We start from the raw sequence: 13,849 nt of genomic DNA, 5'->3' as shown, positions 1-13,849 counted from the left end.
ACCGGCGACCGAACCCACCGCGCCGCCGATCGACGTGTCTCACCGTCGCGCCGGTCGCCGCCCCACACCGCCGGCAGGACGCGCGAGGGCCGGCCCTCGTCGAGTCGGATCAGGACGAGTAGCCGCGCTCGGCGATCCAGTTGGCGACCTTGTCCAGGGTCATCCAGTACTCACCCTCGGGGGCGGCCGGGTCGGCGATCCGGATCAGGTCGCCGCCGTCCCGGTAGCCCACCAGGGTCAGGTAGTGCCCACCCTCGTACGAGTGCGGATTGCCGACGGTGTCGACCGCGGTGCCCTTGACGTTGGCCACCACCGGCCGGCCCTCGTCCAGGGCCGCGACGACGTCGGACCGCAGCCGGTCGACCTGCTCCGGCTTGGCCACCGAATCCGGGATCTCGGTGGTCCGGTACCCGCGGCCGGTCAGCTCGTTGAGCACCCGGGTGGTGTCCAGGGCCGAATCGGTGCCGGCCTCGGTGGTGCCCAGCTTCCTGGCGACCTCGTCCTGGGAGAGCGCCTTGCCCAGCGCCGACAGGGCGATCCGGGTCGCGGCCGGGCCGCAGTAGTAGAAGTTGGGCTGCGCCTGGTACTGGATGCCCACCGTGCGCTCGGCACGCCGGTCGGCGCGGCCGTTCTTGCCGGCCCGGCCCTCCTTGTCGGCGCGGCCGTTCTTGTCGGCGCGGCCGTCCTTGTCGGTGTGCACCGAGCCGACCGGGGTGGTCGCCGGCGGCGCCGCCTGGGCGGCCACCGCCGGACCCGCGAGGCATCCGCCGGCCACCAGCAGGCCGGCGACGGAAAGGCCACTCTTCTGGACGATCGAATTCATGGTCGGGCTCCAATCGGGGGTCGGCGCCTCCCGGGGGACCGGGGGCGCGCAGCACCGGGAAAGGCGCTCGGCTCGGGGACTCGACAGGCCCGCAGCGGTCGGCCCACGGGCGTACTCGGGGATGCAACGGCCCTGCCCCGACGGGCATTCCGGGCCCTGGGCCGGGGCGTACCGGCCGCACGTCGAGGTTCAACCGGGCCACGGTCGGCAGGATTCCGGCGTACGGATGCCCCACGTCACACGTCGCCCGCAGCCCCGTCCGTGCCGGGCCGGCCGGCGGACGCGCGCGGGCGAAACGGACTGGTCGAAGGCGTTCGGCGGGCGTGTCGCGGGGACGAACCGGTCGGCCGCGCCCCCGCGGGCGTGCCACGGGACGAACCGGTCAGACTGTCACAGACTGCCCAGCAGGCGGGTGACCGCGATCTCGATGACCACCCGGTCCGGATTCGGGCGGGGCGTCCGGTAGCGCTCGGCGTACCGCCGCTCGGCCTCGGCGACGGCCGGCCGGTCGGAGCGCACGACGGCCCGCCCCTCGATGGTCAGCCAGCGTCGCCCGTCGACGTGGCACACGGCCACCGGGGCGCCCCCGGGGCCGGCGGCGGCGACGTGTCGCGCCTTGCGGGAGGCCCCGCCGGTGATCACCCGGGCCAGGCCGCTCGACGCGTCGAAGGTGACCCCCACCGGTACGACGTGCGGGGTGCCGTCCGCGCGCAGGGTGGTCAACGTGGCCAGGTGCCGTTCCCGGCAGAACGCCACGACCCGCTCGTCGTGGGCCGTCAACCGGTGGTCGCCGGGCATGTCCGTCCCCTGTCTCGCGGTGCGGCGCCGGTCACGGCACGCGGCGGTGGGCCGGGTCGGGGTCGGCCGGTGCGCCGGGCAGCGGTGCGCTCGCGGCGCGGTGCTGCCGGACCAGCCGGCCGAGGTAGAGCAGCGCGCCCGTCAGCACCGCCATGTCGTCCAGGTAGATCGGGTCGGGAAGCAGGTCGATCGGCAGGACGGTGTAGAGCAGCGCGCCGTAGAAGGCGACCTTGCCGTTCACCCCGAGCGTGCCGAGCAGCCGGCGGGTGCGGATCACGCGGACGGCCAGCACCACCGCGCCGACCAGCGTGGCGACCGCCACGACGCCGACGACGACCCACGCCTCCCTGGACACACCGTCACGCTAGCCCAACGGCACCGGTTCCGCCCGGCTCCCGCCGGTCAGTACGCGGCAACCGCCGCCCGGCCCCGGGCCACCGCCGGCACGTCGCGGCCGGTCACCGTCGGGAACTCCCGGGTCTGCTCCGCCGCCGCGGCGCCCTCGATCAGCGGCAGCAGCGACTGCGACTCCTCGGGGCGGCGGTTGACCGCGGCGAACGCCTCGTCCCGCAGGCTGCGCGCCGCCTCGGCGGCGGTCTCGGCGGCCCGCCACGCGGCCTGCTCCCGCTCCCGGGCCGCCCGCTGCCGGGCGAGCAGGTTGTCCCGTACCGCCCGGCGCAGCACCAGCTCCTGCTCGACCGGGTGCAGCCGGGGGTCCCAGCCGTTGCGGTGCGCGAAGACGTCGCTGAGCTGCTCGACCGACAGCTCCTTCCGCCAGTACGCGTCGAGGGCGGCCCGGTGCAGGAAGCGCTCGCGCTCGGCGTACTCGGCGGGCGTGCGAACGGTACGCGGAAGGGGCATCGCCTCGGCGCCCGCCAGCCGGTGGACGTCCGCCTCGGCGGCCTCGTACGCCTGCCAGGCCGCCTCCACCTCCTCCTGCGCGGCCAGCCAGTCGGCCCGCAACCGGGCGGCGGTGGCGGCGGCCCGTTCCGCGGCGACCGAGACCTCCCCGGCGTACCGGGCCCGTTCGCGCGCCTCCTCGACCCGTTCCAGCTCGCTCGGCATCGCGGCGCGCCGGATCCGGGAACCGGCGTCGAACCGGAGGCGGCCGGGCCGCAGCAGCAGGCCGGCCACGGCGACGGCGACGACGCCGAGCAGGCTCAGCCAGATCACGGCGGCCCGGGGCACGTCCAGCAGGACGGAGGAGAACACGTTTTGCATGGTCAGCACCTCGCGGTCGATCGAGGGAAATCGACAGGGTCTGCGCCCGGCGTACGGGCGGGTGGGCATCGTGGGCGCGCGTGCGGGGCGTACCGGCGGCGGTGAACCGACGGGTGGACGCCGGTGACGTGGCGACCGGAGCACGGGGGGCCGGGGCGGACGGAACCGCGTCGCGCGACGGCGGCCCGTCGCGTCGGCGCCCCCGTGGTGCGAAACCGGTGGCCGACGGTCAGGCGGCGGGCGGACCGCGTCGGGCGGGAACGCCCCGGCCGGGATCGCGGGCGGGGCCGTCCGGACGGGCGACCGGAATGGCGGAGGTGTCGGCCCGACGGGCCGCCGACGGGGCGGCGGAGTCGCTGGCCTGCTCGGCCACGGGCTCCCGGCGCGGCAGCGGCTGCGGGATCCGGGCGCTCGCGACGGCCGGCAGGGCGGCGGTGACGGCGGCCGGAGCGGCGGCGGACGGCGTCGGGGCGGCGGTCGCGCCGCCGAGGCCGACGGCGAGCACCAGCGCGGCGACCGCCAGTCGGGTCAGCTCGCGCAGCGAGCGCAGCGTGACCGACCAGAACGGGTCGACGGACGCTACGGACGGCACCCGTCCAACCTATCGCCCGGGCCCGGGTCGTGCAGCGCGGCGACGGCCCGGGATCGGGTGACCGCCGCCACGATGTCCGAAATGGATCGCGGCGGGCGCGGGCGCGTCCGCCGGGAACGACGCCGGACGTGCGACGGCCCACCCGGTGGTACGCCCGCCGGGTGGGCCGTCGTCGTGCGGGTGTGCGTCAGGCGTCGGTGCCGAGCACGGGTGGGGCGGCAGCCGCGCCGTCCCCCCAGACCATGTCGTCCTCCGTCAGCCAGGTCAGCCGGCCGTCGGCGGTGTCGTCGTCGTGCACTCCGTGGCCGCCGCCCAGGACGCCGGGGCGGTTCGCCCCGCCGGCCGCGCCGCGCGCGCCGCCGGCACGTCCGGTCCCGCTGGCCGCGCGGTCACCGGCGGTGCCCTGTCGTGCCCCGTCCCGGGCGTTGTCGAAGCGCCGGCCCATCCCGGTCGCGGACCGGTTGTCCGCCACCGGAGTGCCGCCCGCGGTCCGGACCGTCGAGGCCGGCGCGTTGCCGCTCGCGGCGAGGGCTCCGGTGCCGAGCACACCAGCCGTCGGGCCGCCCTGCGGGCCGAACTGGAGGCCCGTCCCGGCCGAGGCCGTCGAGGTGCCGCCCAACCCGGCGGGACCCGTCGTGGCGGTCGCGCCGGTCAGCAGCGTGGCGCCGGCGAGGGAGGTGCCGGCCACGACGCCGCCGGGAGTGGTGACGACCGTGCCGCCGGTTCCGCCGCCGCCCGGGTGCCCGCCGCCGGCGGCGCCCGGGACGACCGTCCCGGTTCCGCCGCCGCCCGGTCCGGAACTCGGCCGGTCGGGGGCCGCGACGGTGGCGCCGCCCGGCTGCCCGGCGAGGCCGGTGGTGCCCGGCGCGGCCGTCGGCGTGCGGGCGCCCGGGCCGCTGCGCGGGGTCGTCGAGGAATCGCCACTGGTCGTGCCCGGGGTGTCCGGGTGCGGCGGCGGCGGCGCGACGAGCCGGCCGTACGCGGAGAGGTCGTAGCCGGCGGCCAGCTCGGCCACCACCTTGACCATGCGCTGGTGCGCCTTCTCCTGCTCGGCCTTGTCCTGCTGGTGGCCCAGCAGCCCGCCGACGACCATGCCCGGCACGCCGAACACGGCGCCCTTGGCCGCGCCGGCGACGGCCTGGTCGTGGTCGTCGGTCTCGGCCGGGCTCTCCGCCTGCTCGCGGGCGGTGCGCAGCTCGCCGGCCATCAGGGTCAGGCCCCGGCTCACGTCCGCCATGCCCTCGCCGAGCTTGTCGGCGTATTCGGTGACGAGCGTCAACCGCCGCTGGAACTCCTGCGAGGCCGAGCCCGTCCAGGTGTTGGCGAGCTTGTCGAGGTCGCCGCTGAGCTCGCGGGACAGCCCGTCGAGCATGCCCTTGAGCGCCGTCCACTGCGCGGCGACGCCGTCGATCTGGCCCGGCTGGCCGGCCATCACGGAGTCGTAGAGCTGCTGGTGGCTGACGTGCTGGTAGCGCTGGGTGTACTCAGACACGCGGATCCTCCTTCCGCTTCAACGCGTCGTCGACCCCGTTCAGCGCGGCGGCGATGTCGGCGGAGTTGGCCGCGTTGCGCTCCTCGGCGGTGCGGTAGTTGGCCAGGATCGTCGCGGTGGCGCTCTGCGCCGCCTTCACGGCGGCACGCAGCCGGTCGACCTGGTCCACGTAGGACTGGTGGATGTCGGAGTAGCGGCGGGAGTTCTCGGTGGCGTCGGCGAACGAGCCCAGCGCCGGAGGCCGGCACTGCATCTCGGTGCTCAGCTTCCGCAACGCCTTCTCCGCCTCGGTCAGCCGGTTGGCCAACTTCAGGTGGAAGTCCTCCAGGGACAGCAGGTCGACTGTCGTGCGCCCGGTCATGGCAGCATCCCCGTACGTCATCGTCGATAACCGTTGGCAGGGCTCAGGTTAGTCGACCGGCGCGGCTCGGGCGACCCGCTGTCGGCGTCGATCCACCACGTGCCGCTCAGCCGTCCGCCTCCGGGGTGGGGGACGACGAGTCGGACGAGGCGGGAGCCCCCGACGCGGGCTCGTCGGAGGGCGTCGCCGACGCGCCGGACCGGTCCGGCGCGGGGCTGTCGGTCGGCTTGGCCGGGCCGCCCGCCGGCGCCGACGGCGCGGGGCCGGGCGCGAAGTGGGAGAGCGCGTCGTCCCGCGAGAGGGTCGGCCCCGTGGGCACGAGGGCCAGCAGCGACGCGGGTACGGCCAGCGGGGTGACCCCCTCGTAGCCCAGCGCCGACATGGCGCCGACGCCGAGCGGGTAGCGGACGCCCTGCGCGCTGATCAGGTAGACGGTGGCGCCGGGGGCGGCGGTGCCGCTCTCGCCGGACCCGGGCGTGGCCTGCACGAGCACGCCCTTGCCGCCGGGCAGCAGCACGCCCTCGGCGGTGCGCACGCCGTCGCGCGCGCTCTGCCGCACCGGAACCGCGCCGGGCGCGGCCAGCTCCGCCGGCACGCGGTCGAAGACCTCCAGCGTGGTGGTGGGCGGCCCGCCGTCGGTGCCCGCCCGGTAGGTCGCGCAGACCGCCGTGCGGCCCTCGGTGACCGGGTGCAGCGCGGGCAGGACCTGCGGCATCCCGGCCTCCTCCGCCCGCTGGTCGGTCAGCAGCTTGCCGGCCTGCGCCGGGGTGATGTCGGTGACCTGGCCGCCGTCGCGCAGCAGCAGCAGCGCGCTGATCTCGCCGATCGCGGAGAGGCCCTCCCGGGTGAGCACGTAGTGCTGGCCGGCCGCCCGGAACACCTGACCGACCCTGGCCGGACGCTCGGTCAGGGTGCTGGCCTCGTCCTCACCCGCGATCGCCGGCTTGCGCAGGACCGGCCCGGCCGGCACGGCGTTGAGCAGTTGCTGCCCCACGGGCAGGCGGGGCGCGTTGGCCATCCGCAGCGCGGCGAGCGCGGAGTCGCCGCCCGTCACCTGCAACCGCGTGTCGCCGGTGAGCAGGTGCCGCTGGCCGTCGGCCTCCACCAGCACGGCCCGGTCGCCGAGCGGCGCACCGCCGGGCAGGGGACGGTCGATCACCACGCGGGTGCCGGACCTGCGGGGATCGGCCGGGTCCGGGACGTCGCAGACGGACCAGGGCAGGCCCGTCAGGGACTTGCGGTCCGGCAGCGCGTCCGGGGCGCCGACGATGCCGACCGTACGCCCCCGGGGCCGGTCCCGGATCGACGCCTGGGACATCGTGCGCACCTGCGGGGCGGGCTCGTTGATGATCAGCCGGGCCGAGGCGTAGTTGAGGGTGGGGTGCAGCTGCCCGTCGACGAAGACGTACGTCGCGCCGGTCTCCCGCTCGATCACCAGGGTGTTCGGCTCCAGCGGCGCCGTGTTACCGGTGAACTGCCCGTACGCGCCGACGCCACCGAGCACCACGGCCGCGGCGATGACGCTGCCGAAGACCGCCATGCCGAGCCGCCGCATCGGCAGGTTGCTGGTCTCGGGGTCGCCCGACAGCAGCGCCGAGACGATCCGGCGGGTGACGAAGCGGTACGCCTGCACCTGATCGCGGCGGGTCCGCATGACTTACCTCCGGCGGGGGGTGGGTCCGCGACGAGCAGGTCCGAGTCGGTGTCGCGGGCTTCCCTACGATAAGGGGCCGTCGACGGGTCACCGGGACCAGCGCCCGACCTGATCCGGCGGACGCTCCGCCGTCCAGAAAGGACTGTCAGCGATGACGCAGGTTCAGGCGCCACCCGGTCGTCCGGCACCGCAGCCGTCCGGCGTCGCCCAGCGGCCGGTCGTTCCGGCCGACCGGCGCGACCGTGGTCGGATCGGACCCGTGGCCGTGGGGCAGCTCGTGGTGCTGGAACTCTGCGCCCTGGCCGTCTGGGCGGCGCTGGGCGGACCGGTCTGGCTGGCCGGCGCCGTCGGGGCGCTGTCGCTGGCGGTGGTGGTCGCGGTCTTCGCCCGCCGCGGTGGCCGCTGGTGGTACGAGGACCTGCTGCTGCGCCGCCGGCTGCGGCGGCGCCGGGAGGCGGCCAGGAGCATCGTCGCGGCGGGCGGCGGGGCCGACCCGAGGCTGGCCGCCCTGGCCCCCGAGCTGACTATGACCGAGCTCACGGACCGTGGCACCCGCCTCGGTATCGGGCAGGACGCGCAGGGCTGGTTCGCGGCGGTGGCGCTGCAGGGCCGGGCCGGGGCGGCCGCCGGGTCGGTCGAGGCGTCGGTGATGGACCGGGCACTGCGCGTGCTCGCCGACTTCACCGGCCCGGTCACCCGCACCCAGGTCGTCTCGCACACCCTGGTCTGGTACCCGGCGCCGGGAGCGCCGCCCGCGGCCCACCGGACGGTCTGGCTGGCGCTGCGGCTCTCCGTGCGGGACGCCCGCGTCGAGACCGTCAGCCGGGGTGGCGGAATGCCCGGCGTGCACCGCACGCTCTCCGCCGGGGTCGGCCGGCTGGGCAAGGCGTTGACCGCGGCCGGGCTCGACCACCGGCCGCTCAGCCGCGACGAGCTGCGTGCGGCGGTGGTCTCGGCGGCCGGGCTGGACCTGGCGCCGACGCCGCCGGCGGAGACCTGGACCGGCCTGCGCGGCGGCGGTTGGACCCAGCGTTGCCTGGTCCTGCGGCCCCGGGCCGACGCGCCGTTCGGCCCGCTGGTGGACGCGGTGACGGCGACGTCGGCCCCGTCGCACACCCTGGCCGCCGTGGTGCTGCCGGGCGGGCGCGTGGCCCCGCCGATGCTCCGGGTCGCGGCGCTCGACGACCACGTGGAGGCGCTGGTCAAGGCGGTACGGGAGGTGGCGCGCCGGTCCGGCGCACCGGCCCGCCCGGTGGACGGCCAGCACGGCCCGGGGGTCTACGCCACGGCCCCGGCGGCCACCACCGTCACGACCCTGCACCCCACCGACTGAGAGCGCGGGTCAGGGGCGGAGGTTGACGATCCAGCCGTAGAGGCCGACGACCCAGAAGGCCAGCGGGACCAGCGCGATGATCAGCATGATCTCCACGATGTCGAGCAGCCGGCCCCAGACCGGGGAGATCCGCTTGCCGGCCACGGTGAGCCCGTAGATCAGGCTCACCACGGCCGCGAGCACCAGGCCGCCGAGGATCAGGCCGAGGCGTACCGCCGTCGAGCTGTTGCCGAACGTGGCGGCGGCGGTCAGGCCGAGCCCCGCCGTGCCGGCGAAGAGCACCGGGGTGCGCTGGGCGCGGCCCAGGAACGGGCGGGCCCGCAGCAGCGACAGCAGGGCCAGCACGAGGCAGAGCAGCACCGCCGGCAGGCTGCCGTGCAGCGCGAGCACGACCTGGGCGCCGAGCACCAGCAGCGACACCGTCCAGAGCAGGCCGGTCAGGAACTCGTCGGCCCGCTCGCTGAGCTGGAGGACCTGCCGGCCGTCCACCGACTCGGTGTCGCTCTTCAGGTCGTCGGGGCCGGTCGGGATGGACGGGACCGGCAGCCGGGCCAGCCGGTACGCCGCCATCGGCAGCGCCGGGACCGCGCCGAACGCGACCGCGGCGACGACGGCGGCGGCGGCCGGCGCGTCGGTGTCGAAGGCGAGGCTGACCAGCGCGCCGAGGCCGGTGGCCGCGCCGACGGCGACCGCGCCGAAGAAGAGCGGGAGCCGGTCGCCGACGGCCAGCGCGGCCACCGCCGCGCAGAGCACCACCGCCGTGGCGCCGAGGAGCACGTGCGGGGCGGCCAACCCGGTGAGCGGGCGGTCGCCGGCGAGCAGCAGCAGGCCGCCGACCCCCGCGTACACCAGGCCGACGACCCCCAGCACCGACCCGGTCGCGCTGTCGGCGGCGGCCCGGGACAACACGGCCGCGGCGACCACCAGGGCGACCGCCACGACCAGCGCGGCCAGCGCGCCGGGCAGGTGCGGCGGCCCGGTGAACAGCGCCGCCACCGCGCCGGCGCCGAGCGCCGCCGCGGCGAAGAGCACCGCGAAGGAACGGGTGGTGCCGACCTGCCAGGCGCCCGGGCGCTGGTTGGTGGCGGTGGCCACGGCGTCGACCACGTCGTCGAAGACGATCTCCGGCGCGGTGGCGGACCGGGGGTTGAAGTAGAGCACCTCGCCGTCGCGGATGCCGAGCTGCGTGGCGGTCCGGCCGCCGTCCAGCGGCTGGCCGCCCAGCCGGGCCAGGCTCCAGCCGCCGTGCCGCACCCCCTCGTCGGCCAGGTCCTCACCCGCGTAACGGAGCAGGGTCGGCAGCAGGTCGGCGAGCGGTACGTCCGACGGCAGCGCGAGGTCCATCCGCGTGCGGGGCGCCACGATGGTGATCCGGCTCAGGCCGCCGGTCGCCGTCTTCGTCGCCACAGTGGCCTCCTCGCGCTCTCTTCGATCACCCCTGGCCGGCGGCACCGACGCACGGGTTCCTGACGCCCACGGGAGATTACCTACGATGGCGGGCACGTACGATGCCCACCCGACGACTCCGGTCGCTCGCCGAACTTCATCAGGGCCGCTTCTGGGAGGAGACAGCCGTGAGCACGGTGGTGTTCCGCCGGCTCCCGCGTCAGCCGGGGCCTGCGCTGCCGCGAGGCGAGGTGCTGCTGGAGTCGCCTCCGGAGCTGCCCGAGCCGACCCCGCGCGGGATGGGGCAGCTACTGATGATCCTGCCGATGGTCTGCGGCGTGGGCGCCATGGCGTTCCTCTACGCCGGCCGGGGCGGCGGCACGATGACCTACATCGCCGGCGGGCTCTTCGGCGTCTCAATGCTGGGCATGGCGATCGGGTCGCTGAGCAACGGCAACAACGACAAGGCCGAACTCAACGCCGACCGGCGCGACTACATGCGCTACCTGGCCCAGATGCGCAAGCGCACCCGGCGCGCCGCCGAGCAGCAGCGGGCGGCGATGGCCTGGCGGCACCCGGAGCCGGACGCGCTCTGGTCGATCGCCGCCTCCCGGCGGCTGTGGGAGCGGCGGATCACCGAGGACGACTTCGGCGAGACCCGGATCGCCACCGGCCCGCAGCGCCTGGCCGTGGAGATCGTCCCGCCCGAGACCAAGCCGGTCGAGGACCTGGAGCCGATGAGCGCCATCGCGCTGCGTCGCTTCGTCCGCGCCCACTCGAGCGTGCCGGACCTGCCGACCGCGCTCTCCGTGCGGGCCTTCAGCCGGGTGGTGCTGCGCGGCGACCGGGAGCCGGTGCTCGACCTGACCCGGGCCGCGCTCGGCCAGCTCGCCACCTTCCACGCCCCGGACGACATGGTCGTCGCGATCGTCGCCGCGCCGGACCGGCAGCCCTCCTGGGACTGGGTGAAGTGGCTGCCGCACAACCACCACAGCGCCCGCACCGACGCGGCGGGCGCCCGCCGGATGGTCTTCGCGAGCCTCGCCGAGGCCGAGGAGGCGCTCGCCGGCGAGCTGGCCGGCCGGCCCCGGTTCGCGCCGGAGGCGAAGCCGCTGACCAGCGCGGCACACCTCGTGGTGGTGATCGACGGCGGCGAGGTCTCGGCGGCCTGCCAGCTCATGGGGCCGGGGCTGCTCGGCGCGACCGTGATCGACCTCTCCGGCACCGTGCCCCGGGACGCCGGCCGCTGGCTGCTCTGCCTCGACGTGGGCGACGGCAGCTCCCTCGAACTGGTCCGCGGCACGTCCTCGTCGCGGCTCGGCCGGCCCGACCGGCTCACGGAGGCCGCCGCCGAGGGGCTGGCCCGGCAGATCGCCCCGTACCGGCTGTCGCAGCAGCAGACCACGTCGGACGAGCCGCTGGCCAAGAGCATGGAGCTGCCGGACCTGCTCGGCGTCGGCGACGCCGCCTCCGTCGACGTGCAGCAGACCTGGCGCCCGCGCAGCCACCGCGACCGGCTGCGCATCCCGCTCGGCGTCGGGCCGGACGGCAACGTGGTCGAGCTGGACTTCAAGGAGTCCGCGCACGAGGGCATGGGCCCGCACGGCCTGATCATCGGCGCGACCGGTTCCGGCAAGAGCGAGCTGCTGCGCACGATCGTCGGCGCGCTGGCGGTGACGCACTCCTCCGAGGAGCTCAACTTCGTCCTGGTCGACTTCAAGGGTGGCGCCACCTTCGCCTCACTGGACGCGCTGCCGCACACCAGCGCGGTGATCACCAACCTGGCCGACGAGCTGCCGCTGGTCGACCGCATGAAGGACGCGCTGGCCGGCGAGATGACCCGCCGCCAGGAGGTGCTGCGGGCCGCCGGCAACTACGTCTCCCGCTACGACTACGAGAAGGCCCGGGCCGCCGGCGAGCCGCTGGACCCGATGCCCAGCCTGCTCATCATCTGCGACGAGTTCAGCGAGCTGCTCGCCGCGAAGCCCGACTTCATCGACCTCTTCGTGATGATCGGCCGGCTGGGCCGGTCGCTCGGCGTGCACCTGCTGCTGGCCAGCCAGCGGCTGGAGGAGGGCAAGCTGCGCGGCCTGGACACCCACCTGTCGTACCGGATCGGTCTGCGCACCTTCTCGGCGGTGGAGAGCCGGATCGTGCTCGGCGTGCCGGACGCGTACGAGCTGCCCAACGCCCCCGGCCACGGCTACCTGAAGACCGACACCACCACCATGCTGCGGTTCCGGGCCGCGTACGTGTCCGGGCCGTACCGGGCCCCGGGGCAGGCCGCCGTGTCGTCACGGGCGCTGGTGCAGCGCCGGATCGTCCGGTACGGGGTGGACTTCGTGCCGGTGCAGAACCCGACCCTGCCGGTGCCGGACGCGCTCGAGCCGGAGCAGCCCACCGACGGCAAGGCCGTGGCGATGCTGGACGTGCTGATCGACCGGCTCAAGGGGCGGGGCCGCCCGGCGCACCAGGTCTGGCTGCCGCCGCTGGCGGAGCCGCCGGGCCTCGGCGAGCTGCTGCCGCCGCTGAGCGTCGACCCGAGGTACGGCCTCTGCACCGCCTCGTGGGTCGGGCGCGGGCGGCTGGCCGCTCCCGTGGGCATCGTGGACCGGCCGTACGAGCAGCGCCGTGACCCGATGCTCGTGGACCTGGCCGGCGCCGGCGGCAACGTGGTGATCGTCGGCGCCTCGCTCAGCGGCAAGAGCACGATGCTGCGTTCCATGCTCGCCTCGCTCGCGCTCACCCACACCCCGCGCGAGGTGCAGTTCTTCTGCCTCGACTTCGGCGGTGGCGCGCTGCGCAGCCTGGACGGGCTGCCGCACACGGCCGGCGTGGCCGGGCGGCGGGACACCGAGGCCGTGCGCCGCACGGTGGCCGAGGTGGTGGCCGTGCTGGACGAGCGGGAGAACCGGTTCGCCCAGCACGGCATCGACTCGGTGGCCAGCTACCGCCGGCGTCGGGCGGCCGGGGAGTTCGCCGACGACCCGTTCGGCGACGTCTTCCTCGTCGTCGACGGCTGGAACACCCTGCGCCAGGAGTACGAGGAGCTGGAGCAGACCATCACCACCCTGGCCAACCGCGGCCTGGGCTTCGGCGTGCACGTGGTGCTGACCGCCGTGCGGTGGGCGGAGATCCGGATCAACATGCGGGACCTGCTCGGCACGAAGCTGGAGCTGCGCCTCGGTGACGCCAACGAGTCGGAGATCGACCGGCGGGCGGCGGCGAACGTCCCGACCGGTTCGCCCGGGCGCGGCCTCACCCGCGACAAGCTGCACTTCCTGACCGCCATCTCCCGGATCGACGGCCGGCGCGACATCGACGACCTGACCGAGGCGTCCGTCGCCCTGTCCCGGCACGTCGCGGAGGCATGGAAGGGCCAGCCGGCGCCGAAGGTACGGCTGCTGCCGCGCCGGCTGCACCTCAGCGAGCTGGCCCGGGTCGTCGACCGGTCGGCGCCCGGCCTGCCCATCGGCGTCAACGAGTCGGCGCTGGCCCCGGTCTACCTCGACCTCGTCAACGAGCCGCACCTGACGGTCTTCGGCGACGCCGAGTGCGGCAAGACCAACCTGCTGCGGCTGATCGCGCGGGGCATCACGGAGCGGTACACGCCGGCGCAGGCGCGGCTGGTCATCGCCGACTACCGGCGCGGTCTGCTCGGTGCCGTCGAGGGGGACCACCTGCTCGACTACGCGCCGTCGAACCAGGTGTTCGCGCAGGGGCTCGGCTCGATCCGCAGCGCGCTGTCCAACCGGCTGCCCGGCCCGGACGTCACCACCGCGCAGCTGCGCGACCGCAGCTGGTGGAAGGGGCCGGACCTCTACATCCTGGTCGACGACTACGACCTGGTCGCCTCGGGCGGGAACAACCCGCTCAGCGCCCTGCACGAGCTGCTGCCCCAGGCGCGCGACATCGGCCTGCACCTGATCATCACCCGGCGGGTGGGTGGCGTGGCCCGGGCGCTCTACGAGCCGGTCCTGCAGCGCCTGCGCGAGCTGGACCAGCCCGGCCTGCTGATGTCCGGCAACCGGGAGGAGGGCGCGGTCTTCGGCACGCTGCGGCCGAGCCCGCAGCCGCCGGGCCGGGGGACGCTGGTGCGCCGGCGCGACGGCCAGCAGCTCATCCAGACCGCCTGGGCGGAGCCCGTCTGACGAGCCGGCCTGCTGCGGGGTCGGCCGGGGGGTGATCG

11 protein-coding genes are annotated in these 13,849 nt (G+C 75.7%); 2 read left to right on the top strand and 9 right to left on the bottom strand.

Features of this window, described 5'->3' with window-relative positions:
• Nucleotides 1-109 precede the first annotated feature (109 nt).
• The 8 genes from ACSNN9_RS05480 to eccB form a co-directional block, all read right to left on the bottom strand.
• A complete protein-coding gene (locus ACSNN9_RS05480; protein ID WP_436671520.1) occupies nt 110-823 on the bottom strand; it encodes a C39 family peptidase in 714 nt (237 codons plus the stop codon).
• Between the two features lie 390 nt (nt 824-1,213).
• The gene (locus ACSNN9_RS05475; protein ID WP_436671519.1) at nt 1,214-1,621 is read right to left on the bottom strand and encodes a pyridoxamine 5'-phosphate oxidase family protein; all 408 of its coding nucleotides are present in this window, start codon (nt 1,619-1,621) and stop codon (nt 1,214-1,216) included.
• 31 nt (nt 1,622-1,652) lie between these two features.
• Nucleotides 1,653-1,976 carry a DUF1232 domain-containing protein gene (locus ACSNN9_RS05470; protein ID WP_436671518.1) on the bottom strand — a complete coding sequence of 108 codons (324 nt, stop codon included), beginning with the start codon at nt 1,974-1,976 and terminating at the stop codon, nt 1,653-1,655.
• A 47-nt stretch (nt 1,977-2,023) separates the two neighbouring features.
• On the bottom strand, nt 2,024-2,842 hold the full coding sequence (locus tag ACSNN9_RS05465; protein WP_436671517.1) for a hypothetical protein: 819 nt from the start codon (nt 2,840-2,842) through the stop codon (nt 2,024-2,026).
• Between the two features lie 229 nt (nt 2,843-3,071).
• On the bottom strand, nt 3,072-3,434 hold the full coding sequence (locus tag ACSNN9_RS05460) for a hypothetical protein (protein ID WP_436671516.1): 363 nt from the start codon (nt 3,432-3,434) through the stop codon (nt 3,072-3,074).
• A gap of 187 nt (nt 3,435-3,621) precedes the next feature.
• Nucleotides 3,622-4,926, bottom strand: a complete 1,305-nt coding sequence (locus tag ACSNN9_RS05455; protein ID WP_436671515.1) for a WXG100 family type VII secretion target — start codon at nt 4,924-4,926, stop codon at nt 3,622-3,624.
• Nucleotides 4,919-5,287 (bottom strand): hypothetical protein, encoded by a 369-nt coding sequence (locus ACSNN9_RS05450; protein ID WP_358086093.1) that lies wholly within the window; start codon nt 5,285-5,287, stop codon nt 4,919-4,921. Before ACSNN9_RS05450 ends, ACSNN9_RS05455 begins: the two co-directional genes overlap by 8 nt.
• 106 nt (nt 5,288-5,393) lie before the next feature.
• A complete protein-coding gene (eccB, locus tag ACSNN9_RS05445; RefSeq protein ID WP_436671514.1) occupies nt 5,394-6,941 on the bottom strand; it encodes a type VII secretion protein EccB in 1,548 nt (515 codons plus the stop codon).
• Nucleotides 6,942-7,200: 259 nt separating this feature from the next.
• Between eccB and ACSNN9_RS05440 the strand changes: the two genes are divergently transcribed.
• Complete coding sequence (locus ACSNN9_RS05440; RefSeq protein ID WP_436671513.1) at nt 7,201-8,274, top strand: type VII secretion protein EccE; 1,074 nt, start codon at nt 7,201-7,203, stop codon at nt 8,272-8,274.
• A 9-nt stretch (nt 8,275-8,283) separates the two neighbouring features.
• On the opposite strand, the gene eccD is transcribed toward ACSNN9_RS05440, so the two are convergent.
• Nucleotides 8,284-9,681, bottom strand: a complete 1,398-nt coding sequence (gene eccD, locus ACSNN9_RS05435) for a type VII secretion integral membrane protein EccD (RefSeq protein WP_436671512.1) — start codon at nt 9,679-9,681, stop codon at nt 8,284-8,286.
• Nucleotides 9,682-9,848: 167 nt separating this feature from the next.
• On the opposite strand from eccD, the gene eccCa reads away from it, so the two are divergent.
• Complete coding sequence (gene eccCa / locus ACSNN9_RS05430) at nt 9,849-13,811, top strand: type VII secretion protein EccCa (RefSeq protein WP_436671511.1); 3,963 nt, start codon at nt 9,849-9,851, stop codon at nt 13,809-13,811.
• Nucleotides 13,812-13,849: the final 38 nt, after the last annotated feature.

Origin of the sequence: Micromonospora sp. URMC 107 (assembly GCF_051386315.1) — a bacterium.
In the GTDB taxonomy this organism is placed as follows: Bacteria; Actinomycetota; Actinomycetes; order Mycobacteriales; family Micromonosporaceae; genus Micromonospora.
Note: the sequence above shows the minus strand (reverse complement) of the source record. Positions and strands in the feature narration are given on the sequence as shown.